At 65.8% G+C, this 26988-nt stretch carries 30 protein-coding genes; 11 read left to right on the plus strand and 19 right to left on the minus strand.

What is annotated here, in order from left to right; genetic code table 11:
- Positions 1 to 11: 11 nt before the first annotated feature.
- From AC1ROY_RS00495 to AC1ROY_RS00505, 3 genes are all read right to left on the minus strand, one after another.
- Entirely contained in the window at positions 12 to 983 is a 972-nt protein-coding gene (locus AC1ROY_RS00495; protein WP_493146184.1) for a Bug family tripartite tricarboxylate transporter substrate binding protein, read from the minus strand.
- Between the two features lie 214 nt (positions 984 to 1197).
- Positions 1198 to 2361 (minus strand): FAD-binding protein, encoded by a 1164-nt coding sequence (locus tag AC1ROY_RS00500; RefSeq protein WP_493146186.1) that lies wholly within the window; start codon positions 2359 to 2361, stop codon positions 1198 to 1200.
- On the minus strand, positions 2358 to 3797 hold the full coding sequence (locus AC1ROY_RS00505; protein WP_493146188.1) for an FAD-linked oxidase C-terminal domain-containing protein: 1440 nt from the start codon (positions 3795 to 3797) through the stop codon (positions 2358 to 2360). The genes AC1ROY_RS00500 and AC1ROY_RS00505 overlap by 4 nt, the downstream gene beginning before the upstream one ends.
- Positions 3798 to 3928: 131 nt before the next feature.
- Between AC1ROY_RS00505 and AC1ROY_RS00510 the strand changes: the two genes are divergently transcribed.
- On the plus strand, positions 3929 to 4282 hold the full coding sequence (locus AC1ROY_RS00510; protein ID WP_493146190.1) for a hypothetical protein: 354 nt from the start codon (positions 3929 to 3931) through the stop codon (positions 4280 to 4282).
- 63 nt (positions 4283 to 4345) lie between these two features.
- On the opposite strand, the gene ykgO is transcribed toward AC1ROY_RS00510, so the two are convergent.
- Positions 4346 to 4471, minus strand: coding sequence for a type B 50S ribosomal protein L36 (ykgO, locus tag AC1ROY_RS00515; RefSeq protein WP_424811059.1), 126 nt, complete (start codon positions 4469 to 4471; stop codon positions 4346 to 4348).
- A gap of 99 nt (positions 4472 to 4570) precedes the next feature.
- On the minus strand, positions 4571 to 5311 hold the full coding sequence (locus AC1ROY_RS00520) for an oxygen-binding di-iron domain-containing protein (RefSeq protein ID WP_493146192.1): 741 nt from the start codon (positions 5309 to 5311) through the stop codon (positions 4571 to 4573).
- A 114-nt stretch (positions 5312 to 5425) separates the two neighbouring features.
- On the opposite strand from AC1ROY_RS00520, the gene AC1ROY_RS00525 reads away from it, so the two are divergent.
- Complete coding sequence (locus AC1ROY_RS00525) at positions 5426 to 5998, plus strand: TetR/AcrR family transcriptional regulator (protein ID WP_493146193.1); 573 nt, start codon at positions 5426 to 5428, stop codon at positions 5996 to 5998.
- Positions 5999 to 6057: 59 nt separating this feature from the next.
- Here AC1ROY_RS00525 and AC1ROY_RS00530 read toward each other — a convergent pair whose 3' ends face one another.
- A complete protein-coding gene (locus AC1ROY_RS00530) occupies positions 6058 to 6252 on the minus strand; it encodes a hypothetical protein (protein ID WP_493146195.1) in 195 nt (64 codons plus the stop codon).
- On the minus strand, positions 6249 to 7577 hold the full coding sequence (argH, locus tag AC1ROY_RS00535) for an argininosuccinate lyase (protein ID WP_493147434.1): 1329 nt from the start codon (positions 7575 to 7577) through the stop codon (positions 6249 to 6251). Before argH ends, AC1ROY_RS00530 begins: the two co-directional genes overlap by 4 nt.
- 93 nt (positions 7578 to 7670) lie before the next feature.
- On the opposite strand from argH, the gene AC1ROY_RS00540 reads away from it, so the two are divergent.
- Together AC1ROY_RS00540 and AC1ROY_RS00545 are read left to right on the plus strand one after the other, a co-directional pair.
- Positions 7671 to 8231: a TlpA family protein disulfide reductase gene (locus AC1ROY_RS00540; RefSeq protein WP_493147435.1), complete on the plus strand. Its 561-nt coding sequence runs from the start codon at positions 7671 to 7673 to the stop codon at positions 8229 to 8231.
- A gap of 3 nt (positions 8232 to 8234) precedes the next feature.
- The gene (locus tag AC1ROY_RS00545; RefSeq protein WP_493146197.1) at positions 8235 to 9014 is read left to right on the plus strand and encodes a YggS family pyridoxal phosphate-dependent enzyme; all 780 of its coding nucleotides are present in this window, start codon (positions 8235 to 8237) and stop codon (positions 9012 to 9014) included.
- 89 nt (positions 9015 to 9103) lie between these two features.
- Here the strand turns inward: AC1ROY_RS00545 and AC1ROY_RS00550 are convergent, their stop codons facing one another.
- Positions 9104 to 9685, minus strand: coding sequence for a transposase (locus AC1ROY_RS00550; RefSeq protein ID WP_493146198.1), 582 nt, complete (start codon positions 9683 to 9685; stop codon positions 9104 to 9106).
- Between the two features lie 155 nt (positions 9686 to 9840).
- Here AC1ROY_RS00550 and AC1ROY_RS00555 point away from each other — a divergent pair, with 155 nt between their 5' ends.
- The 3 genes from AC1ROY_RS00555 to AC1ROY_RS00565 are packed head-to-tail and all read left to right on the plus strand — an operon-like array spanning position 9841 to position 12452.
- Positions 9841 to 10467: a hypothetical protein gene (locus tag AC1ROY_RS00555; RefSeq protein WP_493146200.1), complete on the plus strand. Its 627-nt coding sequence runs from the start codon at positions 9841 to 9843 to the stop codon at positions 10465 to 10467.
- Positions 10464 to 11630, plus strand: coding sequence for a DGQHR domain-containing protein (locus tag AC1ROY_RS00560; protein WP_493146201.1), 1167 nt, complete (start codon positions 10464 to 10466; stop codon positions 11628 to 11630). Before AC1ROY_RS00555 ends, AC1ROY_RS00560 begins: the two co-directional genes overlap by 4 nt.
- A gap of 18 nt (positions 11631 to 11648) precedes the next feature.
- The gene (locus tag AC1ROY_RS00565; protein ID WP_493146202.1) at positions 11649 to 12452 is read left to right on the plus strand and encodes a DNA adenine methylase; all 804 of its coding nucleotides are present in this window, start codon (positions 11649 to 11651) and stop codon (positions 12450 to 12452) included.
- Between the two features lie 28 nt (positions 12453 to 12480).
- On the opposite strand, the gene AC1ROY_RS00570 is transcribed toward AC1ROY_RS00565, so the two are convergent.
- Positions 12481 to 13578 (minus strand): PA0069 family radical SAM protein, encoded by a 1098-nt coding sequence (locus tag AC1ROY_RS00570; protein ID WP_493146203.1) that lies wholly within the window; start codon positions 13576 to 13578, stop codon positions 12481 to 12483.
- A gap of 227 nt (positions 13579 to 13805) precedes the next feature.
- Here AC1ROY_RS00570 and AC1ROY_RS00575 point away from each other — a divergent pair, with 227 nt between their 5' ends.
- On the plus strand, positions 13806 to 15386 hold the full coding sequence (locus AC1ROY_RS00575; protein WP_493146204.1) for an ABC transporter substrate-binding protein: 1581 nt from the start codon (positions 13806 to 13808) through the stop codon (positions 15384 to 15386).
- Positions 15387 to 15445: 59 nt separating this feature from the next.
- On the opposite strand, the gene AC1ROY_RS00580 is transcribed toward AC1ROY_RS00575, so the two are convergent.
- On the minus strand, positions 15446 to 16054 hold the full coding sequence (locus AC1ROY_RS00580) for a YqgE/AlgH family protein (RefSeq protein ID WP_493146206.1): 609 nt from the start codon (positions 16052 to 16054) through the stop codon (positions 15446 to 15448).
- Positions 16055 to 16151: 97 nt separating this feature from the next.
- Between AC1ROY_RS00580 and AC1ROY_RS00585 the strand changes: the two genes are divergently transcribed.
- On the plus strand, positions 16152 to 16634 hold the full coding sequence (locus tag AC1ROY_RS00585) for a peroxiredoxin (RefSeq protein ID WP_493146208.1): 483 nt from the start codon (positions 16152 to 16154) through the stop codon (positions 16632 to 16634).
- A gap of 128 nt (positions 16635 to 16762) precedes the next feature.
- Here the strand turns inward: AC1ROY_RS00585 and AC1ROY_RS00590 are convergent, their stop codons facing one another.
- The 4 genes from AC1ROY_RS00590 to AC1ROY_RS00605 form a co-directional block, all read right to left on the minus strand.
- Positions 16763 to 18007, minus strand: coding sequence for a Zn-dependent hydrolase (locus tag AC1ROY_RS00590; RefSeq protein ID WP_493146209.1), 1245 nt, complete (start codon positions 18005 to 18007; stop codon positions 16763 to 16765).
- Positions 18008 to 18208: 201 nt separating this feature from the next.
- The gene (locus AC1ROY_RS00595) at positions 18209 to 19339 is read right to left on the minus strand and encodes an SAVED domain-containing protein (protein ID WP_493146211.1); all 1131 of its coding nucleotides are present in this window, start codon (positions 19337 to 19339) and stop codon (positions 18209 to 18211) included.
- 13 nt (positions 19340 to 19352) lie between these two features.
- The gene (locus tag AC1ROY_RS00600; protein WP_493147436.1) at positions 19353 to 19922 is read right to left on the minus strand and encodes a type II CBASS E2 protein; all 570 of its coding nucleotides are present in this window, start codon (positions 19920 to 19922) and stop codon (positions 19353 to 19355) included.
- Positions 19923 to 19960: 38 nt separating this feature from the next.
- Positions 19961 to 21214: a nucleotidyltransferase domain-containing protein gene (locus tag AC1ROY_RS00605; RefSeq protein ID WP_493146213.1), complete on the minus strand. Its 1254-nt coding sequence runs from the start codon at positions 21212 to 21214 to the stop codon at positions 19961 to 19963.
- A 178-nt stretch (positions 21215 to 21392) separates the two neighbouring features.
- On the opposite strand from AC1ROY_RS00605, the gene AC1ROY_RS00610 reads away from it, so the two are divergent.
- Positions 21393 to 21722: a helix-turn-helix domain-containing protein gene (locus AC1ROY_RS00610; protein WP_493146215.1), complete on the plus strand. Its 330-nt coding sequence runs from the start codon at positions 21393 to 21395 to the stop codon at positions 21720 to 21722.
- Positions 21719 to 22258 carry an ImmA/IrrE family metallo-endopeptidase gene (locus tag AC1ROY_RS00615; protein WP_493146217.1) on the plus strand — a complete coding sequence of 180 codons (540 nt, stop codon included), beginning with the start codon at positions 21719 to 21721 and terminating at the stop codon, positions 22256 to 22258. The genes AC1ROY_RS00610 and AC1ROY_RS00615 overlap by 4 nt, the downstream gene beginning before the upstream one ends.
- A 36-nt stretch (positions 22259 to 22294) precedes the next feature.
- Here AC1ROY_RS00615 and AC1ROY_RS00620 read toward each other — a convergent pair whose 3' ends face one another.
- From AC1ROY_RS00620 to AC1ROY_RS00640, 5 genes are all read right to left on the minus strand, one after another.
- Positions 22295 to 23080: an ABC transporter permease gene (locus AC1ROY_RS00620; protein WP_493146218.1), complete on the minus strand. Its 786-nt coding sequence runs from the start codon at positions 23078 to 23080 to the stop codon at positions 22295 to 22297.
- Positions 23080 to 24003 (minus strand): ABC transporter ATP-binding protein, encoded by a 924-nt coding sequence (locus tag AC1ROY_RS00625; protein ID WP_493146220.1) that lies wholly within the window; start codon positions 24001 to 24003, stop codon positions 23080 to 23082. Before AC1ROY_RS00625 ends, AC1ROY_RS00620 begins: the two co-directional genes overlap by 1 nt.
- A 98-nt stretch (positions 24004 to 24101) precedes the next feature.
- A complete protein-coding gene (locus AC1ROY_RS00630; protein WP_493146222.1) occupies positions 24102 to 25370 on the minus strand; it encodes a TRAP transporter large permease in 1269 nt (422 codons plus the stop codon).
- Complete coding sequence (locus tag AC1ROY_RS00635) at positions 25367 to 25858, minus strand: TRAP transporter small permease (protein ID WP_493146224.1); 492 nt, start codon at positions 25856 to 25858, stop codon at positions 25367 to 25369. The genes AC1ROY_RS00630 and AC1ROY_RS00635 overlap by 4 nt, the downstream gene beginning before the upstream one ends.
- Positions 25858 to 26847 (minus strand): TRAP transporter substrate-binding protein, encoded by a 990-nt coding sequence (locus tag AC1ROY_RS00640; RefSeq protein WP_493146225.1) that lies wholly within the window; start codon positions 26845 to 26847, stop codon positions 25858 to 25860. The genes AC1ROY_RS00635 and AC1ROY_RS00640 overlap by 1 nt, the downstream gene beginning before the upstream one ends.
- Between the last annotated feature and the right edge of the window lie 141 nt (positions 26848 to 26988).

Raw genomic sequence — 26988 nt, forward strand, 5'->3', positions numbered from 1 at the left:
CAAGAGGACTTTTAGTTCACTTGCGCGCCGGAGGCGTGGACGAGCGGCACCCAGAAGGCGATCTCGTCCCTGAGGTAATCGGTGAAGCGCGCCGGCGTCCAGCCGCGCATGACGGGCGTGCCCATCTCCTCGAAGCGCGCCTGGATGTTCGGGTCACCCAGCGCCTCGTCGATGGCGGCGGCGAAGCGGTCGATGATGGGCTGCGCCGTGCCGGCCGGAGCGTAGACGCCGTACCAGGAATGGCCGCGGAAATTCGCCAGCCCGATCTCGCGCGCAGTCGGCACCTCGGGCAGCGAGGGCACGCGGCTCTCGGTCGCCACGAAGATGATGCGGACCTGGCCGGCATCCTGCATGGGCTTGAAGACCAGCGGCGCATCCGTGGCGAAGGAGACCTCGCCCTTCTGCAGCGCGAGGTAGAGCTCGGCACCGCCGCGGAAGGGCACGTGCTCGGCCCGCGCGCCGATCTGAGTCAGGAAGTTGGACGAGGAGATGTGTCCCGAGCTGCCGATTCCCGCGCTGCCGAAAAAGTAGCGGTTCGGGTTGGCGCGCAGCAGGGCGATGAACTCCTGCGCGTTGCGCGCGGGAAGCTGCGCGTTGATCGCGATGGCGAGCGGCACGAAGGCGGTCGGAGCGATGCCGACAAAATCCCTCAGGGGGTCATAGGGCAGGTTGCGGAAGAGGCCGAGCGCCAGCGCCATGGGCGTCAGCCCGCCCTGCAGGAAGGTCTCGCCGTTGGGCGGGGATTTCGCGACATAGTCCGTGCCTGTCGTGCTGCCGCCGCCGGCGCGGTTCTCCACGACGAAGGGCTGGCCGAGCAGCGTGGTGAGTTTCGCCGTCAGCAGCCGGGCCGTGAGGTCGCTGGAGCCGCCGCCGGCGAAAGGCACCACGACGCGCACCGGGCGGGTGGGCCAGGCCGGGACCTGCGCCAGGGCGGGCGTCGCGAGGGTGGTCCCCAGCAGGACACGGCGGCGGAGAGAGGGCATCGGGCGCGTCTCCAAGGGAGGTGGCGATGTTACCCCTGCGCGACGGCAGCGCTAGGCCTGTGGACCGCTGGGATCGGGATGCGGTCGGCGAGGGATTTTCCGTGCCTGCAAGGCGGGCTTGCGCGGGCGATGTCTTCGCATCGCCAAGCAGGCCCAACGCGGCAGGCACGGAAAAGCACCGCCGAACGCGCCCGCAGACCAACGGTCCATAGGCCTAGGCCCGCATCCGCCCCGGATTGAGCACGCCGGCCGGGTCCAGCACGGCCTTCACACGGCGGGCGATGGCGGCAAGCGGCAGCGGCTCCTCCGGCAGGACGGGGACGCTGGCGGCAAGGGTCGCCGGGGCGCGGAAGAGGGTGAAGGTGCCGCCGGCCGCTGCGGCCGCCTGCATCACCGCGCCATGCGCCTGGGCGGTGGCCGGGCCGGCCACCCAGATCAGCCCGCCGCCCCAGTCGAGCAGCAGCTTGGCGGCGAAGGCGTCCTGCAGCGACGCCACCGCCTGCGCGGCCTGCGACGGCGCGACGGAGAGGCGCCAGACGGCGTCCTCGGGCTCTGCACCCAGCGGCTCCGCATCGCGGATGGCGCGCCAGAGGGGGCGTGGATTCTCGACCACGGTGACGTCGCCATGCATGGCCAGGTCCTCGCGCAGGCGGCCGAGGCGGTAGGTCACGCTCTCGGCAAAATCCTCGATGCGCGCGAGGGCGGTGATCCCGTCCGGCGCCATCAGCAGCGCCGCGCCGCTCACGCCATAGGGCGAGCCCAGCGCGGCGCTCAGCGCGGCCACGCCGGAGGCCACATCCTTCACGCGGATGGAGAGCGTGCCCGTGGCCTCGGCGGCGGGGAGCACCTTCAACGCCACCTCGGTCAGGACACCGAGCGTCCCATGCGCGCCGCTCAGCAGCTTGCAGAGGTCGAGGCCCGTCACGTTCTTCAGCACGCGCCCGCCGGAGCGAAAAATCTCGCCATCGCCGGCGACGGCGCGAATGCCGAGCACATGGTCGCGCATCGCGCCCCACATGATCCGGCGCGGGCCGGAGAGGTTGGTGGAGACCACGCCGCCTAAGGTCGCCGGCTCGTCGGTGCCGAAGAGCGCGCGCAGGTCGGGCGGCTCGGCGATGAGCTGCTGGTTGTGCTCGGCCAGCGCGGCCTCGATCTCGGGGATGGATGTGCCGGCGCGGGCACGGATCATCAGCTCGGTCGGGCGGTAGAGCGTGATGCCCGTGAGGTTGCGCGTGGAGAGCGTGTGCGCGGCCTGCACCGGGCGCAGCATGGCGCGCTTGGTGCCGTGCCCTTCGATGGCAAGCGGCTCGCGCGCCGCATGAGCGCGCGCGACCTCGCCGGCCAGGGCCTCCTCGGTGTCCGGGCTGATGGTGCTCACGCGGCGATCTTCGGGTTGTCTTCGAGCGGGAAGACCTTCGCGGTGTTCAGCAGCCATTCCGGATCGAAGGCCGACTTCACCTGGCGCTGGAGCGTGAGCTCAGCACGGGTGAACTGCGTGGTCATGAGGTCGCGCTTCTCCACGCCCACGCCATGCTCGCCGGTGAGGCAGCCGCCGACCTCCACGCAGAGCTTCAGGATGTCGGCGCCGAAGGCCTCGGCGCGACGGAAGCTGTCGGCGTCGTTGGCGTCGAACATGATGAGCGGGTGCAGGTTGCCGTCGCCGGCGTGGAAGACGTTCGCCACCTGGAGACCATACTGCTGCGAGAGCTCGGTGATGCGGCCCAGCACGCGCGGCAGTTCGCCGGTCGGGATGGTGCCGTCCATGCAGAGGTAGTCGGGGCTGATGCGGCCCACCGCGCCGAAGGCACCCTTGCGGCCCTTCCAGATGGCGGCCGACTGCTCGGCGCTCTCGGCCACCTTCATGCTGATGGGCTCGAACCGCGCGCAGATGCCGCGGATGCGGTCCAGCAGCATGTCCTGCTCGGCGATGCTGCCCTCGACCTCGATGATGAGCATGGCCTCGGCGTCCAGCGGATAGCCGGCATGGGCGAAGGCCTCGCAGGCGTGGATGCAGGGACGGTCCATGAACTCCAGCGCCACGGGGATGATGCCCGAGCCGATGATGGCATCCACCGCGGCGCCCGCGATCTCCACGCTCGAGAAGGCGGCCAGCATGGCGCGCGCGCCCTCGGGGCCGCGCAGGATGCGGACGGTGACCTCGGTCACCATGCCGAGCTGGCCCTCGCTGCCGGTGATGAGGCCGAGCCAGTCGTAGCCCGCGGCGTCCAGGTGCTTGCCGCCGATCTCGATGACCTCGCCCTCGATGGTGACGAAGGTCAGGCCCAGCAGGTTGTTCGCGGTCACGCCGTATTTCAGGCAATGCGCGCCGCCGGAGTTCATCATCACGTTGCCGCCGATCATGCAGGCGAGCTGGCTCGATGGGTCGGGCGCGTAGAAGAAGCCGTCGCCGGCCACGGCGTTGGTGATGCCGATGTTGGTGACGCCGGCGCCGACGACGGCGTAGCGGTCCTCGAAGTTGATCTCGCGGATCACGTTCATGCGCATAAGGGCGATCACCACCGCATCGGCCAGGGGCAGCGCCCCGCCGGAGAGCGAGGTGCCGGCGCCGCGCGGGACGACGCGGATGCCGTTGGCGTTGCAGTAGCGCAGGACGGCGGCGACCTCCTCGGTCGTGCGCGGCAGGACCACGGCGAGCGGGATCTGGCGGTAGGCGGCGAGGCCGTCGGTCTCGTAGGGGCGCAGGCGGACGGCCTCGCCGATAACGGCGTCCGCGGGGACCAGCCGGGCCAGGTCGGCGAGGATGGTGTCGCGCCGGGCGAGGATGTCGGGCTTGGGGGCCGGGAGGGAGATCATGGCAGCGGTGTCCGGACGTCTTGGGGAGAGAAGATGTCGCTCACCCCGCCCGGCTGCAAGCGGGAGCGCTTGCCTGCGCGGCCTTCGGCGGTGAACATGCCTCCGCAAGAAGCAAGAACGAGGAGACACCCATGCTGCGCATCGCCCTGACGGCCCTGTGCCTCGCCCTCCCTGCCCTGCCCGCCGCCGCCCAGCGCGCCGGGGCCTATGCCGTGGAGGGCCGCGGCGCCGACGGCTCGACCTATGCCGGCGCGGTGAACCTGGCGCCGACCGGGCCGCAGACCTGGCGCGTCACCTGGCGCATCGGCGGCGAGACGTCGCGCGGCGTCGGCATGATGGTGCGGAATATTCTGGTGGTCGGCTACGTGCTGAACGGCGAGGCGGGCGTCGCCGCCTACGAGCAGCAGCCGGATGGGCGGCTCGTGGGCCGCTGGACCGCGGGGCGGGAGGGCGGGCTCGGGACCGAGACCTGGCTGCCGCGGTAGGCGCAGAAACAGAAACGGGGGGCGGAAGCCCCCCGGAACCCGCTAAATCCGGCTGTGCCGGATTTAGCCCTGGCGCGCCTTGAAGCGGGGGTTCTTCTTGTTGAGCACGTAGAGGCGGCCGCGGCGGCGGACCACCACGCAGTTCTTGTCGCGCGCCTTGGCGGACTTCAGGCTGTTGCGGATCTTCATGGCGCGGACTCACAAAACGCGAAAAGGGTTGCGGGGCCAACGGCGTCGGCCCCGAGGAGGCAGCGAAATAGTCGGCCGGGCCGGCGGAGTCAACCGCGGTCACGCGGCGAGCGGCACGGAGGCGGCGATCCGCCGGTCGTAGTCCCCGGCCAGGTCGCGCAGCGCCGCGGCCCCGTCGCCCCGATAGGACGGGCCATGCATCAGCGCCAGCGTCCGCGGCGCGAGTCCGGCCAGCCGGCGGATCGTGGCCCCCATCGCCGGGTTCAGGCTGGAATAGCGGAACAGGTCCTCGGCGGCCACGGCCGGGCCCACGATATCGCCCTCCGTCAGCGCGGCGCCGTCGCCGAGCTGGGTGAAGAGGTCGCCGCAGAGCAGCGTCCCGCTCGCCTCCTCGTAGAGGACACCCGCCTCCCAGCCATGGGGGATGTGCGGCGTGTCGAGGTAGCGGACGCGCTTTCCGTGGCCGAGCTCGATCGCCTCGCCGTCCTGAAGGATGCGCGGCGCGCGATCGGCCATGTCGTTCAGCGAGACGAGGCAGGCCGTCTGGCCATGCGCCACCTGGGCCTGCGGCGCCACGGACAGCCATTCGTTCATGGCGCCGCACTCGTCGGCCTCGTAATGGCCGAAGGCGACCCAGCGCAGCTGCTCGGGGCGGATCAGGCGGCCGACCGCGGCGTGGAGAGCCGGGAACATCTTCCGCAGGCCGGTGTGGAAGAGCAGAGGCTCCTCCCCGCGGACCAGGAAGTGGTTGAAGGTGAAGCCGGCAGGCGGCGCGATCTCCGGCACGAAGAGGGAAAGCCGGAAGATGCCGTCCGCGATCTCGTCGATCCTTGCGTCCATGGGTGCCTCCAAGAGCCCGCGGGATGCGGGCCACATTTGATTGCACGTGAACGTTCTTTCAAATTTGCCGGCCTTGCCAATATCGAATGCACATACCAGTGTAGCGAAATTGAGATGACCCGCACCTACACCCAGACCCGCCGCGCCGCGCAGCAGGCCGAAACGCGGCTCCGCATCGTCGAGGCCGCCGTCGACCTCCATGGCAGCGTGGGCCCGGCCCTTACCACCTTCAGCATGGTCGCCGAGCGGGCCGGCGTGCAGCGGCACACGCTCTATGCCCACTTCCCGGACGAGCGGAGCCTGCTCCTCGCCTGCTCCGGCCTGGTCGCCGAGCGCGACCCGCTGCCGGACGCTGCGCCCTGGACGGCCATCGCCGACCGGGGCGAGCGGCTGCGGACGGGGCTGCGCGCCCTCTACGACTGGTACGCGCGCAATGCCGGGCTGGCCGCCTGCATCCTGCGCGACGCGGAGCACCACGCGCTGACACGGGAGATGATCGAGCTCCGGCTCGGGCCGCCGATGCGCGCCTGCCACGAGGTCCTGGGCGCCGGCCTGGAGGCGCGGCCGCGCGCGGTGCTGCACCTCATGCTCGGCTTCTTCGCCTGGCGGAGCCTGGTGCGCGAGAGCGGGCTGGACCAGGACGCGGCGGTGGAAGCCGCCGCGCGGGCGATCGAATCGGACCATTGAGGCTGCTGGTCCGGTGGGCTGGTTTTCGTCTCCGGCGCGGATGCCTCGACGGTCATGCCCTACCGCGGCGGCGCCACGCCGGGCGGGATGCCGAGCGCCCGGGTCCGGGCGACCTCGCGGTCCTCGGCGGTCGGCGCGGGGTAGGCGCGGGGATAGGTGATCTGGTCGGCGGGGCCCGGGGGGCGCGGCGGGCCGACGCGGCCGCAGGCGGCCAGGGGCACGGAGGCGGCCAGGATGATCAGAAGAGCCCTCATGCCAGCCGCTCCTTCCATTCCGCGACCATGGCGCGGACGTTCTCCGGCGCGGTGCCGCCGTAGGACCGCCGCGAGGCCACCGAGGCCGCCGGGGTCAGCACGCCGAAGACGCTGTCGTCGATCCGGGGCTCGACCTCGCGCATCTCCAGGATGGTGAGGCCGGAGAGGTCCACGCCCAGCCCCTCGGCCTTGGCCACCAGCTTGCCCGTGACGTGGTGGGCGTCGCGGAAGGGCAGCTTCAGCTCGCGGACCAGCCAGTCCGCGAGGTCGGTGGCGGTCGAGAAGCCCTCGCCGGCCGCCTTGGCCATGCGGGCGATGTTCGGCTGCATGTCGCGCACCATCGCGGCCGTGGCGGCGAGGCAGAGGGTCAGGTTCTCCGCGGAGTCGAAGACGCCTTCCTTGTCCTCCTGCAGGTCCTTCGCATAGGTCAGGGCCAGGCCCTTCACCACGGTCAGCAGGCCCACGAGGTTGCCGTTCATGCGGCCCGTCTTGCCGCGGACCAGCTCGGCCGCGTCGGGATTGCGCTTCTGGGGCATGATGGAGCTGCCGGTGGTCAGCCCGTCGCTCAGCTTCACGAAGCCGAAGGAGGGGTTGGTCCAGATCACGATCTCCTCGGCCAGCCGCGAGAGATGTGTGGCGCAGATCGCGCAGGCGGCCAGGAACTCCAGGGCGAAGTCGCGGCTGCCGACGCCGTCGAGGCTGTTGCGCGTGGGACGGTCGAAGCCCAGCGCCTGCGCCGTCATGTGCCGGTCGGTCGGGAAGCCGGTGCCGCACATCGCGGCCGAGCCCAGCGGGCACTCGTTCAGCCGCGCGCGGGCGTCGAGCATGCGGCCGCGGTCGCGCCAGAGCATCTCCGCATAGGCCAGCATGTGGTGGCCGAAGGTGGTGGGCTGCGCGGGCTGGAGGTGGGTGTAGCCGGGCATGATGGTGCCGGCATGCTCCTCGGCGCGGGCGACGAAGGCGCGCACGCAATCGAGCATCTGGGCGGCGAGGCCGTCCATGGCGTCGCGGGTCCAGAGGCGAAAATCGGTGGCGACCTGGTCGTTGCGGCTGCGGGCGGTGTGCAGGCGCTTGCCGGCCTCGCCGATGCGCTCCGTCAGGCGGGCCTCGATGTTCATGTGGACATCCTCCAGCGCCTCGGACCACTGGAAGCCGCCGGCCTCGATCTCCTTGCCGATCTCCGCGAGGCCCCGCTGGATCGCGGCCTCGTCATCGGCGGAGATGATCCCCACATGCGCCAGCATCGCCGCATGGGCGAGGCTGCCGCGGATGTCCTGCCGCCACATCTTGGCATCGAAGCCGATCGAGGCATTGATGGCCTGCATGATGGCCCAGGGGCCCTCGGCGAAACGGCCGCCCCATTGCTGGTTCGTGTTGGTGTCGTTGGGGATGGACAAGGGAGTACCGCTTCCGTGCTGATGTCGCGCCGCCGCCTGATCCAGGCTGGCATGCTCGTAGCGCCCGGCCTGACCGCCACGCAAGCCGCGCTCGCCGCCGCGGGGCCGGAGCGGCTGCGCGAGGACACGCGCCCCCTGCCCGCCTTCACCTTCCTGGATGCCGAGGGGCAGGAGAAGACCGCCGCCGATTTCGCGGGACAGGGGCTGGTGCTGAACCTCTGGGCCACCTGGTGCGCGCCCTGCGTGGCGGAGATGCCTGCGCTGGCGAAGATGGCGGCCGCGTTCGCCGGGGAGCGGATCGCGGTGCTGCCGCTTTCCTCCGACCGGGGCGGCAAGTCCGCCGTGGAGGGGTTTTACCAGCGCGTGGGGCTGAGCGGGCTGGGCGTCTGGCTGGACCCGCGCGGGGCCGCGGCGCGGGCGCTGGGCGCGCGCGGGCTGCCGACGACGGTCATCGTGGACCGGACGGGTCAGGAACGGGCGCGGCTGGAAGGGGATGCGGCCTGGGACAGGCCGGACATGATGGAGGCGGTGCGGCGGCTCATCGGGCCCCGGCCCGCCGCCGATCCGACGACGCGCATCTAGGGTATGGACGCCGCCCTGGAGCCCGGCGCGCTGACCGCCGCCGAGCGGGAGCGCTTCGGCGACGACCCGACCGCCACCTTCGCCGCGAACCTCGCCGATGTGCGGCGCCGGATCGCCGCCGCCTGCGCGCGCGCCGGGCGCGACCCCGCCGAGGTCCGGCTGCTGCCCATCACCAAGACCGTCCCGGCCCATGTGCTGCGCCACGCCTTCGCGGCGGGGATGGACAGCATGGGCGAGAACAAGATCCAGGAGGCCATGGGCAAGGTCGAGCTCATGGGCGACCTGCCGATCCGCTGGAGCATCGTGGGGCATCTGCAGAGCAACAAGGCGAAGTATCTCGCCCGCTTCGCCGTCGAGTTCCACGCGCTGGACAGCCTCAAGCTCGCGGCCGAGCTGAACAAGCGGATGGAGGCGGAGGGGCGCGACCTCGACGTCTTCGTGCAGGCCAATACCTCGGGCGAAGCGAGCAAGTTCGGGCTGGAACCGGGGGCGGTGGCGGAGTTCGTGGCGCGGCTGGGGGATTTCCCGCGGCTGAAGCCGCGGGGGCTGATGACGCTGGCGATCTTCAGCCAGGACATGGACAAGGTGCGGGCGTGCTTCCGCATCCTGCGGCGTCTCAGGGAGGAGACCGGGCTGGAACACCTCTCCATGGGGATGTCCGGCGACTACGAGGCGGCCATCGAGGAGGGCGCGACCATCGTGCGGGTCGGGCAGTCGATCTTCGGGGCAAGGCCGGCGGGGACCGGGCCCTATTGGCCGGGATATATTCCTGGGACGGGGTGAGACTTGAAGGGGCTCCGCCCCTTCAAACCGTCCCGACACGGGGCGAACCTGTAGGTTCACCGTTCCCTGGACCCTCTTTCGTTTGAGGCTCATGGCCAGTTGGCCTTGAGCGCGCGGGGGATGTAGCGGCGGCCGGCGACGACGGTGAGCAGCTTTCGGATGGTGCGGAGATAGTCGATGGCAGCCAACCGGAGCCGCCGCGTCGGCGGAATCCGCTGCGGCAATGGCAGGGCGAAGATCTTTTCGGACAAATCCGGATCGGGACACATCCAGGGCGGGGCCGGCAGGGCGCGCTTCAGGTTGAGGCGTCGAGCGAGGAGGATGATGCGCAGGCCGCGAAGGCGGATGGCGCGGCGGGCGGCACGGCAGATGGGGCCGAGGAGGTTGCGCAGGGTGTGGCCCTCGGGCGCGGCGGCGAGGGCGAGCAGCAGATGCTCCCAGAAGCCTTCATGGGTGAGGCGGCGGAAGTAGCGGGAGACGGTGTCGGGCTTGCCGTATGGCTCGGGGAGGTCGGCCCAGGGGCCGTCGGTGGCGGCGACGCGGAAGATGGCGTCGAAGCGGGCGCGGTGGTCGCAAGGGCGGCCGCGGAAGCGCCGGAGGACGTGGGGAAGGAGGGCCTGCCATTCCGCATCGGAGAGGGGGTTGTGGGGGATGCGGAGGGGAGAGGGCATAGCGATTTATAGGAAATTAATCCACACTTTTGCAAGGACTAATCGATGAGCAGAGACCATTCCCACGGCGCTTGACGTTTCAAATCGATGATTTCAGTGTACGGAGATTATGCGTCAAGCCCGATAAAAATCGGATGCAAACAGAGGGTTAACCCGTGACGTGGCATCAAATTTCTACTGGGTTGATGCGGAAGATCCGCTTATGGTTTCGCGCCGTCCCGTTAATTGGTCGTTTATTAGAATGCTCGAAAAGCGATCTAAAAAGCGCAGCCAGTGAGGTATCCGTTGCGACGGCATTCTCAACAATGCCTTTGTGGCTTTTACCTCTTTTGAGTCCCTTTATTTTTATGACGCCTGTTTCGGGGCACGAATCCGTCCGGACTGGCGAATTTTTCCTGTTTTCGGCCGCACTAGTTGGACCTTTAGTATATATTATCACTAAAAATTATGGTGAACGCCGCCCAGAAGAGGAAAGCAAATCTCTATTGCACATATATACGATTAAATTTCCATATGGTGCCGGCTTTATTCTTATTAGTATAGGCATATGTGTGCTTTCAAGTTTTGCCTTTTATGTTCTGCGTAATCCATTGTTTAAAAGTGGAGATCTTGCCGGAATAATAAATTACGATGGCGTCATACTTATTTCATGGATAACTTTTGCGGTATCTACGGGTGTGTTTTTTTGCGCAACTGCCTATCGGAATGGCTTAGAGAATATTCCTCGGATAATGCCCTCACAAGAAAAAGAATTTATCCGCCTCTGGGAGGAACAGAAATGACTGCAGACCTTCCACCAGATCCTGATCCAATCAGTTTCGATTTTCCCTGCATTCGCGCAAGGCAGCCCATTGGCGATATCTTTGTCGGGGCTATTCCACATAAACGCCTTCAATCTATGACATTTTTCGACGTGAGGCGAGTTCTCCGCGATGAGCGTGATTTCGAAAGATACCTAGGAATACAGCGTCCGCTTGATGAAAAGCGCGTATCAAAGCTCAACACTTATGTCAATTTTAAAGATGCATCTTTCCCCACCTCTATTATTCTAGCTCTGACAGAAGGCTATGTTCAATTTGACGAAAAAAATCACCGCATGACAATATCTAATTGCCGCTCAGACGAAATTAAGCCGACGATTAATTTAGGCCAAATAGCTCGAGTTCTGGACGGCCAACACCGTATAGCTGGACTAGAGACCTTTAACGGTGCCAGCGACGAATTTGACTTGTCCGTAACGCTATTTGTCGGAGCTGATATTGCTGATCAGGCACAAATATTTGCAACTGTAAATTTAGAACAGACAAAGGTCAATAAGAGCCTCGTATATGATTTATATGATCTTGCAAATTCGAGAAGCCCTCAAAAGACTTGCCACAATATAGCTGTTGCACTGGACGGAGATAAAAATTCTGCTCTTTATAAGCGCATTAAACGACTTGGCATAGCTACCGAGGGCCGGGTATTTGAACCGATAACCCAAGCAACTTTTGTTGAATCGTTGATGATATATATAAGCATTAACCCTAAAATTGACCGAGATAAACTTCTGCGAAATAGTAAAATTCCTCTATCCTATGGCATTGATTTGCAAAAGACGCCCTTGAGAAATCTTTTTGTTTCCGAAAATGATATTGATATCGCAAAAATTATAAACAACTACTTTTTGGCGGTTCGAAGAAAATGGCCTTCTGCCTGGGAAGAGAGGGGGCGAGGATTCGTCCTCAACCGTACCAATGGCTTTCGCGCTTTAATGCGTTTTTTCAGATATGCCTACTCGAAGATTGCTGCTCCGGGCGATGTTGTGCTTGATACAAAATTCTATAACTTAATTTTTGATAAGATTTCGATCGATGATGCTCAATTTAATACCGATAATTTCCCTCCGGGAACATCCGGAGAAGCTCGACTATATAGAGTTTTACTGGGTGAAGAAAAATTATAGATATCGGATTTTTAGAAAATGTTTGATCCGTTTTTGAAATGGGCAGGTGGAAAGCGATGGTTAGCCAACTCAGGAGAACTGCCTATCCCGAGTTCTTATGCGCGATATATTGAGCCCTTTTTAGGTAGCGGTGCGATTTTCTTTAGATTGATGCCGAAGACTGCCATAATTTCAGACATCAATCGAGAATTAATAGATTTATATGAGGTTATTCGAGATTTTCCTGATGAACTCAGCGTCAAGATGAATATTCATCAGAGTTTGCATAACTCAAATTATTACTATTTAATGAGAAAAAATATTCCAGAAAATCAAATTGAAAAAGCGGCACGCACGCTTTATCTTAATCGAACCTGTTGGAATGGTTTATACAGGGTGAATTTAAGAGGTGAATTCAACGTGCCTATCGGCACAAAATCACGAGTCGTATTTGAAGGTGAGGATTTCCGCAATTTTAGCAAAATTCTTTTGGGCGCCCGTATATTATGTGTAGATTTTGAGGAAACTTTATCCCAAGCCGGGGAGGGCGATTACGTATTCGTAGACCCGCCTTATACCGTCAAGCATAACCTTAATGGTTTCCTCAAATATAATGAACGTATATTTACCTGGTCAGATCAAGTGCGCCTTTGCGCTGCTGTAAAAGCGGCCATACGCCGAGGAGCTGCTGTAGTCGTAACGAACGCAGATCATGAAAGTGTTCGGATATTATATCGGGATGCGGGAAAATATAAGCAATTACATCGCACAAGCATCTTGTCTGGACTAGCTAATAAACGGGGCCGCACAACAGAAGCTTTATTTTTTGCCAATATTATATAAATGCTTACATTATTATCAATTAAGCTGCTCACAACAGCGCCAACTGCCGATCATCCGCCCGCCCATTGAACTGCGAGCAATCCAGCGCCTTCGCCCACATCCGCTCGCCGATCCCGGCCCGCTTCACCGCCAGTGCGAAGCGCTGCCCCAGCACCCCGGCATAGACCCCGTTCCCGCTCTGCCGCTGCCCGAAGGTGGAGTCGTACAGCTTCCCGCCCCGCGTCTGCCGGATCAGCGCCAGCACCTTCGCCGCGCGGTCCGGGAAATGCTGGTTCAGCCAGTCCTCGAAGATCTGCTTCAGCTCCAGCGGCAGGCGCAGCAGCACGTAGCCGGCGCTGTCCGCCCCGGCCTTGGCCGCCGCCTCCACGATCCGCTCCAGCTCGGCATCGTTGATGCCGGGGATCATCGGCGCCGCCAGCACCGCCACCGGGATGCCGGCCGCCGAAAGCTGGCGCACCGCCTCCAGCCGCCGGACCGGGCTCGCCGCACGCGGCTCCATCACCCGGGCCAGCCGCGCGTCCAGCGTGGTGATCGAGACGCAGACGCGCACCAGGTTCTTCTTCGCCATCCGCGCCAGGATGTCGATGTCGCGGATCACGCCGGCGCCCTTGGTCACGATGCTCAGCGGGTGGTTGAAGCGCTCCAGCACCTCGAGGATGCGGCGCGTCAGGCCCTGGTGGCGCTCCAGCGGCTGATAGGGGTCGGTGTTGGCGCCCAAGGTCACCGGCTTCGGCTTGTAGCCGGGCCTGGAGAGCTCGCGCGCCAGGATCTCCGGCATGTCCGGCTTGAAGAGGATCTTCGTCTCGAAATCCAGGCCGGGCGAGAGGCCCACATAGGCGTGGCTCGGCCGGGCGAAGCAGTAGACGCAGCCGTGCTCGCAGCCCCGGTAGGGATTCAGCGAACGGTCGAAGCCGATGTCCGGGCTGTCGTTGTAGGTGAGCGCCGACTTCGCCGCCTCGCGCGTCAGCGTGGTGCGCAGCGGCGTGATGTCCTCGACCAGCGATCCCCAGCCGTCGTCGAAGGCTTCGGCGACCTGGGTCTCGAAGCGCACGTGCGGGTTGGAGACCGCGCCGCGGCCCTTCTGATACCCGTTGGGGGCGAGAGGATAATGAGCACCGTCCGGCATGACCGTGTTCTCTTCTTGTTCCTGAGGGGAAGGTGCCGAAAGGCCTCTCCAGCGTCAAGAACAAAAAGCGAATTCGACGGGGCCGGCGGATGAGCGGCGGAATCCTCTCCCTGGCGTCACGTCGTCGTTGCTTTGGCGGGGGCTCATCCTGTCTCATGGCGGCGTAAGGAGCGTGCAGGCTCCGCGCCAGTCCCGGCCGTCGTCACCTTATGGCTGGGAGTTGAGAGATGTACCGACGAAGCCTGTTCGCCGCCGGCGCCGCCGCGATGGCGTCGCCTGCGCTGTCGCAACCCGCCGGGAGCCGGGTGCTGAAATTCATTCCGCAGGCCGACCTCACCGTCATCGATCCGGTGGTCACCACGGCCTATGTCACGCGCAACCACGCGCTGCTGATCTACGACCAGCTCTACGGCTACGACGAGAACCTCACCCCCACGCCGCAGATGGTCGAGGGCCAGACCGTCGAGGACGACGGCAAGCGCTGGACGTTCCGACTCCGCGAGGGGCTGAAGTTCCATGACGGCACGCCGGTGCGCGGGGTGGACTGCATCGCCTCCATCCGGCGCTGGGCTGTCAGGGATTCGCTGGGCCAGGCCATGATGGCGCGGCTGGCGGAGATGACGGCGCCGGACGACCGGAGCTTCGTCATCCGCCTCAACCGGCCCTATGGGCCGATGCTGGACACGCTGGCGAAGATCGGGCCCTCGGCGCTGTTCATCATGCCGGAGCGGATCGCCAGCGGCTCCGATCCCTTCACCTCGATCCGGGAGATCGTGGGGTCCGGGCCCTTCAAGTGGAAGCCGGACGAGCGGGTGGTGGGCGCGCGCGTCGTCTATGAGCGCTTCGCGGACTACAGGCCGCGCGAATCCGGGCAGATCGCCTGGTCGGGCGGGCCGAAGGTGGCGCATTTCGACCGCGTGGAGTGGACCGTGATGCCGGACGCCGCGACCAAGGCGGCGGCGCTCGGGAATGGCGAGATGGACTGGTGGGAGAACCCGCCCAACGACCTCGTGCCCCTGCTGCGCCGCTCGCGCGAGGTGGTGACGGCCAATGCCAATCCGCTGGGGACGGTGGGGAGCGGCATCTTCAACTGCCTGCAGCCGCCCTTCGACAAGCCGGCGGTGCGGCGGGCGGTGATGGGCGCCATGTCGCAGGCGGACTTCATGACGGCGGCGGCGGGGACCGAGCCGGGGATCTGGCGGGAGAACGTCGGCATCTTCACCTTCGGCACGCCGCTGGCGAGCGATGCGGGGATGGAGATCATCACCCGTCCGCGCGACCTGGAGCGGTCGAAGCGGGAGTTGCGCGAGGCGGGCTACAACGGCGAGCGCGTCGTGCTCATGGGCACGACCGACCAGCCGGCGCTGACCGCGCTCAGCGAGGTCGGGCACGACCTGCTGAAGAAGCTCGGCATGAACGTGGACTTCCAGGTGTCCGACTGGGGCACGGTGGTGCAGCGGCGCGCCAGCAAGGAGCCGGTCGAGCGGGGCGGGTGGAGCATGTTCCACACGACCTGGACGGGGCTCGATTCGCTGAACCCGCTCAGCTACCAGGTGCTGCGCGCCAATGGGGCGGATGCCTGGTTCGGCTGGCCCAGCGCGCCGAAGGCCGAGGAGCTGCGGATGGGCTGGATCGACGCGCCGGACCTCGACAGCCAGAAGCGGATCGCGGCGGAATTCCAGCGCGAGATCCTGCAGCAGGCGACCTACCTGCCGACGGGGCAATACTTCTCCAAGACCGCGCATCGGCGGAACATCACGGGCGTGCTGGAGGGGATCGTCGCCTTCTGGAACGTGCGGCGGACCTAATTTTGACCTCAGGCGCCGGCCGCAGTCGCGGCCGGATCTTCCTGCTTCCGCTGGTCCAGCTAGGCGTGCCCCGCCTCGCCGGAGAGCAGCGTCGGGTCGATGTTCAGCTTCGCCAGCGCGCGGCGCCAGCGCGTGCGGTCGTCGCCGCCGAAGAGCAGGTCCTCGTCGGCGGGGACGCAGAGCCAGTCGTTGCGGGCAATCTCGTTCTCGAGCTGGCCCGCGCCCCAGCCGGCATAGCCCAGCGCGAGCAGCCCCTGCCGCGGGCCGCCGCCGGAGGCGATGGCCTTCAGGATGTCGAGGCTGGCCGTGAGCGCATAGCCGCCCTTCACGGGGAGCGAGCCCTCGGCCTTCCATTCGCCGCTGTGCAGCACGAAGCCGCGGCTTTCCTCGACGGGGCCGCCGTTGACGAGGCGGATGCTCCGCTGCGGCGGCAGGGGCTCCACGCCGACCTGCTTCAGGAGCTCCTCGAAGGAGAGCTTGGGGATGGGCTGGTTGAGGATCAGCCCCATCGCGCCGCCGGCGGAATGCGCGCAGAGGACGATCACGCTGCCCGCGAAGTTCGGGTCGCGCAGGTTCGGCATGGCGACCAGCAGCTGCCCCGCGAGCTGCGTTCCGTCCTCGAAGGGGTTGGCGGCCCCGAAGGCCGATTTCCAGTCGTGTCTTGCCATGGACGCAAATGTGAGGATGCCGCGCCCCCTCCGCAAGCGTGACAGGATTTTCGGGAGAGCCTACACCTTCGTCACCATCCCCTCGGAGGAACCCCGGATGACGATCAAGGTCGGCGACAAGATCCCCTCGGCGAAGCTCATGCAGGCCACGGCCGACGGACCGACGGAGGTCTCCACGGACGACCTCTTCGCCGGCAAGACCGTCGTGCTCTTCGGCGTCCCCGGCGCCTTCACGCCGACCTGCTCGGCCAAGCACCTGCCGGGCTTCGTCACCCACGCCGCCGAGTTCAAGGCGAAGGGCGTGGACGTGGTGGCCTGCATCTCCGTCAACGACGTGTTCGTGATGGGCGCCTGGCGCAAGGATCAGTCGATCGGCGACGAGGTCGTGATGCTGGCCGACGGCAGCGCCGCCTTCACCAAGGCGCTGGGCCTGGAGTTCGACCTGACGGCGCGCGGCCTCGGCGTGCGCAGCCAGCGCTTCGCGCTCGTGGCGAAGAACGGCGTGGTGACGCATGTGGCCGTGGAGGCGCCGGGCGCCTTCGAGGTCAGCAAGGCTGAGACGGTGCTCGCCGCGCTTTGAGGTCTTGAGGGGGCTTTGCCCCCTCAAACTCCCCCAGCAGGAAACTCAGTTTCCTGCACCTTCGTTCCGTTAAAGGGTCCAGGGCCAAAAGCCCTGGCGGGGAGCGCGAGGGGCAGAGCCCCTCGCAACTACCGGTTCGCCCGTGCCACCACCGCCTCGAACAGCACCTGGCAGCCGGCCTCCGCCTCCTCGGGCAGGATGCTTTCCGCTTCGTTGTGGCTGAGGCCGTCCTTGCAGGGGGTGAAGATCATCGCCGTGGGGATCAGCCGCGCCACATAGACCGCGTCGTGCCCCGCGCCGGAGATGATCTCGCGCGCGGGATAGCCGAGCCGCGCCGCCGCCTGCCGCACGAGGTCCACGCAATCCTTGTCGAAGGGCTGGGCGGGGATGACGAAGAGCTCCTTCAGCTCCAGCCGGCAGCCGTTCTGCGCCACCAGCGCCTGGGCCTCGGCGGGGAAGGACTTGGCGATGGCGTCGATCTCGGCGCCGTCGGGGTGGCGGAACTCGATGCTGAAGCGCACCTCGCCGGGCACCACGTTGGGGCTGTTGGGGATGACCTGGAGGCGGCCGACCGTGCCGCGGCCGTCCTCGCCGCGGGCGCGCATGATCTCGTCCACGCGGGACACCACGCGCGCGGCCGCGACCAGCGCGTCCTTGCGGGTGGAGGGCGGCGTGGTGCCGGCATGGGCGTCCTGGCCGGTGATGACGGCGTCGTACCAGACCTGCGCCTGGGCGCCGGTGACGATGCCGATCTGCTTGCCCTCGCGCTCCAGGAAGGGGCCCTGCTCGATGTGCAGCTCGAAATAGGCGTCGGCCGGGAAGGGCCTGGCGGGGTTCGGGCCGCGGTAGCCGATGGTATCAAGCGCCTCGCCGACGGTGACGCCCTCGGTGTCGGTCAGGGCATAGACCTTGTCCTGGTCATAGACGCCGGCCCAGACGCCGCTGCCCATGAGGGAATGGCCGAAGCGGCTGCCCTCCTCGTCGGTCCAGTTCACCAGCTCGATCGGGGCCTCGGTGGTTATGCCGAGGTCGTTGAGGGTGCGCATGACCTCGAGGCCGGCGATCACGCCCAGCGCGCCGTCGAATTTGCCGCCGGTGGGCTGGCTGTCGAGATGGCTGCCGAGGAGGACCGGCTTGCGCGTGGGGTCGCGGCCCTCGCGCCGGCAGAACATGTTGCCGATGGCGTCGACGCGGACGGTGAGGCCGATCGCCTCGCACCATTCGGTGAAGCGGCGGCGGCCGGCCTTGTCGACCTCCGTGAGGGTGAGGCGCTTCACGCCGCCCTTGGGCGTGGCGCCGATCTCGGCCATGGCCATGAGGGTGGACCAGAGGCGGGGGGCGTTGATGCGCTGGTTGGTGGTGCTCGTGCTCATGGGGTGGGTTTTAGGGGAGGATGGGTGGGGGTGGAATTGGGGGCAGCCGCTTTAGACCCATTGCGGTCTGCATCGGTCCCTTGCTGAAAGCAGTCAGCCCTGCCAGGACCTCGACGCCTTAAGACCAACCAAAGTGACCCGCGAGATATCGCCGGAGCCCGCCTTTTACGCCGAGACACAGTCCCGGGGAGATCCGCTAATTCACCCGTCGAAGGCGTCAGGAGCGACCACGGCTGGTGCCAGTGTCGGGCACAATTGCGGCTCGGGCGTGCTGGGAGACGGCATGCGGATGCTCCAGGGGAAGCGAATGGCGTCCCCGGGCTCGCGTTGATAAACTTGGAGCGCAGACCAATTGCGGTCGAGATGGCGACCAAGGCGGAACACCACGCTGTTGGGGGCTGCCAGAAAGAGATGCACCTGCAGAACGCCCCGGTCGGCTAGCTTCGCCATGACCCGAACAAAGGTCTCAGCCATCCGCCGCTGCTTGGCCTCGGACCAATGGTTCCCGATCTCTACCTGGCCCATACGCATGTGCAGCAACGGCCACCCATTGCTGATCCGTCGTATAGCAGCCTCCTCCACCTCGTAGGAGACCGAGATCGCCAACGCCACCTCCTCGGTGCCTGGTGGCACGCGAGATAGGTCAGGTTCCGACAGATCGTCTCCGTCATCGTCCCCGTCTAGGCCACGCCATGCGTTCGCCGCCCGGTCCCAATCCATGATGTCTACGGCGCTCAGGTCGTCAAAGTAGGTGCCGGTCAGGAAGGTGAGCGGAACGGGAGCCACCCCGCCATAGACCACTGTCACGTCCGACGGTTCGACGTCTCCCAATCCTTGCCGAAGGGTGCCCCTCGCCTCTCTGACCTCCATGAAGGCCGCACCGAACTCAACCAGCGCGCCATCCCGAAAGTAGGGACTAGTGTCGATCACCTTCGAAAGCGGCAGACCAACCAGCCCTCGGGGCAGCGCGTCCTTCAACGGCGTGGCGAACTTCTTCAGCAACCCACGCTGCTCGACCACCAGGATCCGCTTCCGCTGCCGGATCGCCCGCTCGTCCGTTGCATCTTGGAAAACGAGGCGGCCGCCGAATAGTAGCAATCCGGTTCCAATCACCAGGCCTGCGACGGAGAGAGGCAACCAGGCATCGCTCCCCACCGTCAGGATCGCGTCGCCGCGCCTGATGCTGAAGGCGAAGCCGCCGATCGACACGCCTACAATCGACGCTCCGCAGCGCATGATCCGCAAGCCCGTGGAGCGCTTCCGGAAGGCCCATTCGACGGCCAAGGCCAGGAACCTGCGAAGATCGTTCGCCCAGTTGGCGGAACTCGGCATTGCTCTCGCCCCTTCACCAGTCGAGTAGCAGCGATGGCAGGCGTCGCTCGGCAGCGGCGCGCAGGACGGGCCCGCTGCCCTCCGTACGCTCCTCCGTTGCCACCCGCCTCACGGCGGCGGGCGAAGCGGAGGGCGGCTCCGTCGCGATCTGGGAAGACCGAGCCTCCGCCGTGTCCTCCGGGGTGGGGTGGCGCTCAGGCCCGCTCCACTTCCGGGTGACCAGCCAAAGTTCGTAGGACGCCAGCCACCGCGCTACCCAGAGGATGTAGCTGTCCGCAACCAACATTCCCCTGCGCCACTCGCGCTCCGGCGCGTGAGGATCGAAGACGCAGAGGTCGGGATAAGGGACGGTTCCGTACACGTGAGGCGGGCGGCCACCGCATTCGGCCACGAGGTCGGGCGCCAGCACCTGCGTCCTGGGGAGTTGAAACCTCCAGCCTAGATCGCATCCGCCGAAAATCAGGGAGGCCATGTAGGTCACCCTCACAAGATAGGGACGGCCCAACCCAACTAATGGCCCCTCCCAGATGCAGCCCCATCGCCCTTCCACTGTGAGGCGCATCGCCGGGAAAGCTACCCGCATCGCGGCGACCTGGGCGCTGATGGAAGCCACAGCCCTGCTTAGTCCTCGTCCGCGCCGTAAGACGTGCTCCGGGGGGCCTGGCGCACACCGGCCGGAGAGGGGCTTCCGATTCCGTTGGAGGGGATAGCCGGTGCAGCCAGCACTGCGCCCGTGCCGAGGCGGTGGAGCACCTGCCCAGCCCTGGCCCGCTCGTCGTGCCTTTTTCGCATCTCCTCGATCGCCTGGGCCGCGGCACGCTCACCGAACATGTCGGACAGTAGCTCGTTATACTGCGGCACGGAGAGGTCGCCCCTGCCCAACATCTCCAGCTTGGCAACGAAGTCCCTTAGGTCAGCGATGAACTGACGCTGATCTGCGACTCCGGCGGGCCACCGGTCCGTCAGCACCTCATCCAAACGGCATGCCGGATTTGCACGGTAGATGAGCTGTCCAAGCCTCTCGGCCGCCTCGAACTGGATGAGGATATAGGTCACAAGGTCGAGCAGCGTCGCGTGCAGAGAACGCTGGACCGTGCCTGCATTGATGAGAGACCCGGATCGCTCTCCGACGAGGCATGCGATTAGGACAGAGGGCGGGCAGCGCCCCTCGCGCTTGTCATACTTTTTGTTGCGCCAGCGCTTGATGAGTTGCATCGCGATGACTGGCAGGCTCCGTTCGTGGAGTTCGAGCTGATCCTCCACAGGCACCGCCTCGGATGCCTTCGCCAGAGTCGACATCCCCACGCCATCACCGATGGCCAGTGGCATTTGCTGCTTGAACCATTCAGCAAAGCCCCACGGGTTGGCGGGGATCCGGCGGTCCTCCTCCCTCGGCCTCTCTCGCTTGCTGTGGCAGATGTTGCTGACCCGCGCCGCGCGGCCCGCGATAAGCGTCGCCGGCGTCACGTCGAGGTGCATGCCTGCATATTGCACCTGCACACACCGCGTCATTCGCTCCACCATGCCGTAGTAGCGCGAACCTGGGTCGCCGTTGATCGCGAAGAACAGTAGGTCGAGAACATCCCGGGGGTGCCGATAGGCGAACTCCGCGTCCAATTCGGCCATGAGGTCGATGTCGAACTCGTCGTTCTCCAGGCGAGAGGAAATCGTGGTACCCGTCGCCATAGATCCCTGCGGATACATCAGCATGACCTTCCCGCGCATGGGGCTGCCATCGCGGTCGAGCCATTCGTTGATGGTCCTGTACCTCTCAACGGCCAACCGATGGTCCGTCGGTGAGAGCTGCACCTTGCGGGCCACATCGGCCAGCAAGACGTCAATAAGGCTGGGCCGGAAAGTGCCAATGTAGGTCAAAACCACCTCCTGATTGTGGAGTCGCAGCGGAACCATCTCACGCAGGGCGACTTTATGCAAGAACAGTTAAACTGTTTCTAATATAAACACACAACGACATAAATCTAAGTTTATGTTTCCCTGGTTGACGCAACCGAACCCTTCCGGCACTGTTAGTGGCGCACAGGGAGATTTCGGCATGGCGATCGCGCGCAGCGGCAGAGCTGGCATGCTCTATGTGGCGGTAGGCAGGGAACTGAAGGAGAAAAGACGGGAGGCCAAGATGCAGCAGGGCGAACTGGCCGAGGCTGTTTCCCTGTCCCGTTCCTCCATAGCCAACGCGGAGGCGGGTCGGCAGGCGCTGCCCATCCATCACCTAGTCGAGATCGCGGAAGCGCTCGGGACAACCGCCGCCGATGTGCTGTCGGCAGCCGAGGCGCGCCTTTCGACGAAGCCGACCGCCACTGCGCGCGATCTGCCCAAGGCCGTGGTAGCGTTCCTTGAGCGCGCGACGGGCGCAAGGCGATGACTGACCGTAGACCACGCTTTGCCTACATCCAGCGGCTGGCCGAAGGCCTACTTGACGAAGGAAGTATCTCGAAGGCTCCTGTACCCGTAGATCGGCTCGCAAGGCTGAAGGGATGTCGGGTCGTTAAGTACGATATTAAAGAAATCTCGGGAGTTCTGTTCCGGTCAGCCGATGGGGTGGTGATCGGCGTGAATTCTAGGCATTCCCCTCAGCGCCAACGATTCACCGTTGCGCACGAGTTGGGCCATTTTTTGCTACACGAAGGCGAAGCCGTCCACTACGACAAGGACTATAGAATCAGTCTTAGATCGGGTCTTTCCTCCGAAGGCACAAATATCGAGGAGATCGAAGCCAATTTCTTTGCAGCTTCTCTACTGATGCCCGACCGATTCCTCCGTGGCGACCCTCGGGCGGCGGAGATGGATGTCGAGGATGGGAGAGCAATTAAAGCGCTCGCCGACGCCTACGGAGTAAGCGCCCAGGCGATGACTCATCGCTTATTGCGTATGGCCGCCAGACGACCCGCTGAATCGTAGCCTGCCAACGGGAGGGGCTTCAGTTCCCGATGAAAGCTACGCCTTCAACCGATACCCCGTCCGGAACATCCACCACAGCACCCCCAGACACAGCACCATGAATCCCGCCGTGAACCCCAGGCTCGCCCCCACGCTCACATCCCCCACCCCGTGGAAGCTCCACCGGAACCCGCTCACCAGGTACACCACGGGATTGAACAGGCTGATCGTCCGCCACGGCTGCGGCAGCATGTCGATCGAGTAGAAGGCCCCGCCCAGGAAGGTCAGCGGCGTCACCACCAGTGAGGGGATGACCGCGAGCTGCTCGAAGTTCCGCGCCCAGATCCCGATGATGAAGCCGAAGAGGCTGAAGGTGATCGAGGTCATCAGCAGGAAGGCGACCATCCAGAAGGGATGGTCGATCTGGACCTTCACGAAGAAGGTCGCGGTCACCAGGATGATCAGCCCGATGCCGACCGACTTGGTCGCGGCCGCGCCCACATAGGCGAACACCGCCTCGAAGGCCGAGAGCGGCGCGGACAGGATCTCGAAGATGGTGCCGGTGAACTTCGGGAAGTAGATCGCGATCGAGGCGTTGGAGATGCTCTGCGTGAGGAGCGTCAGCATGATCAGGCCCGGGACGATGAAGGCGCCGTAGTCGACGCCGCCGATCTGCTGCATGTGCGAGCCGATCGCCCCGCCGAAGACGACGAAGTACAGCGCGGTCGTGATGACGGGCGTGGCGATGCTCTGCCAGACGGTCCGCAGGGTGCGCGCCATCTCGGTGCGGTAGATCGCCCAGATGCCGTGACGGTTGAACCCATTATAACGAATTGGGGGCATCAGGCGCGCTCCACCAGGCGAATGAAGATGTCCTCGAGGGAACTACGCTCGGTGTCCAGGTCCTTGAAGTCGATGCCCAGCTCGCCGAGGCGCCGCAGCAGCCCCGGGATGCCGGTGCCCTCGGCATTGGCGTCAAAGGTGTAGAGGAGCTGGTGGCCCTCGGCCTGGAGCTCGAGCGGCCAGTCGGCCAGCTCGGCGGGGATGGAGGTCATGGGCTTCTGCAGGGCCAGCTTCAGCCGGCGCTTGCCGAACTTCCGCATCAGCGCGGCGGTGTCCTCGACCAAGAGGATGCGGCCCTTGTCGATGACCCCGACGCGGTCGGCCATCTCCTCGGCCTCCTCGATATAATGCGTGGTCAGGAGGATGGTGACGCCCTTGTCGCGCAGCTTGCGGACCAGCGCCCACATGTCGCGGCGCAGGTTGACGTCGACGCCGGCGGTGGGCTCGTCGAGGAAGAGCAGCTCGGGCTCGTGGCTCAGGGCCTTGGCGATCATCACGCGGCGCTTCATGCCGCCGGAAAGCTCGATGATGCGGCTGTCGCGCTTGTCCCAGAGCGAGAGGTCGCGCAGGAGCTGCTCGATGTAGACGGGGTCGGGCGGGAGGCCGAAGAGGCCGCGGCTGAAGCGAGCCGTGTCCCAGACGGTGGCGAAGATGTCGATCGCGATCTCCTGCGGGACGAGGCCGATGGTGGCGCGCGTCCTGCGGAAGTCCCGGACGATGTCGTGGCCGGCGACGGAGACGGTGCCGGAGGACATGGTGACGGTGCCGCAGATGATGCTGATGAGCGTCGTCTTGCCGGCGCCGTTGGGGCCGAGGAGGGCGAAGATCTCGCCGCGCTCGACCTCCAGATCGATCCCTCCCAATGCGGTCAGGCCTGAACGGTAGTGCTTCTCGACGCCGGAGACGGAGAGGATGGAAGGCATTCACGAATCCCTGAGGGCCGAAGGTCGCGGCCATGGCTGCCGGAGCAGATGGGCCCCTGCGGGAGGGCCGGCAAGCCGCCTTGGCCCTCCCTGCTGACCTATCGTGGCTGCAGCAGCAGGGCGAAGCCGGGGATGTAGGTGGTCAGCATCAGCACGATCAGCATCACGATGATCTGCGGCCAGATGGCCCGCGCGATCCGCGCCAGGGAGAGGCCGCTGATCGCCATGCCCACGAAGAGGCAGTAGCCGATCGGCGGGGCCGCCATGCCGATGGAGACGTTGGTCACGATGATGGCGCCGAAATGCACGGGGTCCACGCCGAAGCGGTTGGCGATGGCGATGAGCATGGGGCCCAGGACCACCATGATGGCGATCTCGTCCATGACGGCGGCCAGCAGGAAGAAGGCCAGGTTCAGCGAGGCCAAAGCGAGCCACTTGGTGCCGAGGCTGTCGGCCATCCAGCTCGCGAAATCCACGGCGATCCGCTCCTGCGCCACCAGCACGCCGAAGCCCACGGAGACGGCGATGATGGAGGTCACCATGGCGCTGGTGCGGGCGGAGCGGAGGAAGAGCTCCGGCAGGGCGCGCAGGGTCAGCGTGCGGCCGGCGAGGCCGACGATCAGCGCATAGACGCAGGACATGGCGGCCGCCTCGGTCGGCGTGAAGACGCCGCCGTAGATGCCGCCGAGCACGAAGATCGGCGAGAAGAGCGCCCATTTGCCGAGGACCATGGCCTGGCCGACCTCGGCCCAGCTCGCCGGCGGCTCCTTGGGCACCTTGTGGCGGCGGGCGTGGAACCAGCAGATCACGATCAGCCCGGTCGCGATGGCGAAGCCGGGGATGACGCCGGAGAGGAAGAGGCGGCCGATGGATTGCTCGGCGACGATGCCCCAGATGACGAAGGCGATGGAGGGCGGGATCAATGGCCCCAGCACGCCAGCCGAGACCGCGATGGAGGCGGCGAAGGCCTTGTCGTAGCCGGCCTTCACCATGGCCGGGATCATGATGGCGCCGATGGCGGCCGTGGTCGCCGGCGCGGAGCCGGAGATGGCGGAGAAGACCAGCGCCGCCAGCACCGTCACGATGGCAAGCCCGCCCGTGCGGTGGCGCACCAGGGTGGAGGCCACCTCCACCAGCCGCTGGGAGAGCCCGCCGGCGGACATGATCTCGCCCGCCAGCATAAAGAGCGGGATGGCCAGCAGGCTGAAGGACTGCGAGCCGGCGATGAGCTGCTGGGCGAGGAAGGCGGGCTCGATGTCGGCCGTCACCAGCGAGCCGAGGGTCACCAGCGCGATGGCGATGGCGAAGGGCACGGCGCAGACCACCAGCCCGGCGAAGCCGCCGGTCAGCAGGAAGGCGATGCTCATGCGGGGGCCGTCTCCACCGGGGGCGGCGGGGGCAGGAGGATGCGGCCCAGCGCGAAGAGGCAGACGAGCGCGCCGGAGACGGGCGCCATGCCGTTCAGGATCTCGATCGGGTATTCCATGGCGGCCGAGGTGCTGCCCTCGGTGAACTCCAGGAAGCGCATCCCGGACCAGACGACATAGGCGCCGAGCCCGGCCGTCAGCAGGTTCACCGCCACTTCCCAGCCGGCGGCGACGCGCGCGGGAAGCTGGTCGGTCAGCAGGGTCAGGCGGACATGGAAGCCCTCGCGCACGCCGAGCGCGAGGCCGCCCATGGTCGCCCAGGAGAAGGCGAGCAGCGCCAGCTCCTCCGACCAGGGCGGGGCCTGCGAGAAGACGTAGCGCATCACCACCTGGAGGAAGATGAGCCCGAGCATGGAAGCGGTGGCCAGGATCAGGCTCCAGCGCAGCAGCGCGGCGAGGCCGGCGAGTCCCGCCGCGACAGGCCGCATCAGCGAGACGCCGCGAGAGCCTGTTGCACGATGTCGGCGCCGATGGCGCCGCGGAAGCTTTCGTACATGGGGAGGACCGCGTGGCGGAACTCGGCCGGGTCGGCCACCGCATTCACCGTCATGCCCTTGCCGCGCAGGGATTCCGTGATCTGCCGGGCATTGGCGATCGAGGCCGCGCGCTGCTTCGCCGTGGCCGCCACGCCAGCGGCGCGCACCACGTCGCGCAGGTCGGCCGGCAGGCGCTCGAGATTCCGCTTGGCCATGAGCAGCGCGATCATCGAGTAGATGTGGTTGGTCAGGGAGAGGTACTTGGTCACCTCATTGTACCGGTTGGCGTCTATGACGGCGAGCGGGATCTCCAGACCGTCGATGGCGCCCTGCTGCACGGCGGTGAAGGTCTCGCCCCAGGCCATGGGGACCGCGGTGCCGCCGAGCGCGTTGTACATGCCGACGTAGATGGGGCTCTGCAGCACGCGGAACTTCACGCCGCGGACGTCGGCCGGATGCACGATCGGGCGGACGTTGTTGATCATCTGCCGGAAGCCGCCCTCCATGTAGCCGAGGTTCACCACGCCGCGGGTCTCGAGGCGCGTGGCCAGGCTGCGGCCCATCTCGCCGTCGAGGCCGCGCTGCGCCGTTGCCTCGTCGGGGAAGAGGAAGGGCATGTCGTTGATCTGGAAGGACGGCTCGATCTGCGCGATCACGGCATTGGTGATGACCGCGAGGTCCACCGTGCCGAGGCGCAGGCCGTCGAGCATCGGCCGCTCGTCGCCCAGCGCGCGGTTGGGGAAGAGCTGCACGTCGAGCCGGTTGTTGGAGAGCTTTTCGGCCTCCTCCTTGAAGGCGCGGGCGGCGATGGCATAGGGGTCCTGCGCGCCGTCGCTGGTGGTCCAGCCGACGCGCAGCACGGTCCGCGCCTGCGCATGCGCGCGGCCAAGGATGGCGAAGCCGGCGCCGGCCAGCAGCGCGCCCCTACGAGTGCTGAGCATTGGATGTTTCTCCCGCTGAACGTTCTTGCGGCGCACCTTAAGGCGCGCCACGGCGGCGTCAAAGGCCGGCGGTCCATATACCCATCCGCGTTGAATGCGCTTTCATGATCATCCCGGCAGGACCGGCCTTGCCCCGGGCGC

This window comes from Roseococcus sp. GW821-FHT12F05, from assembly GCF_058806835.1.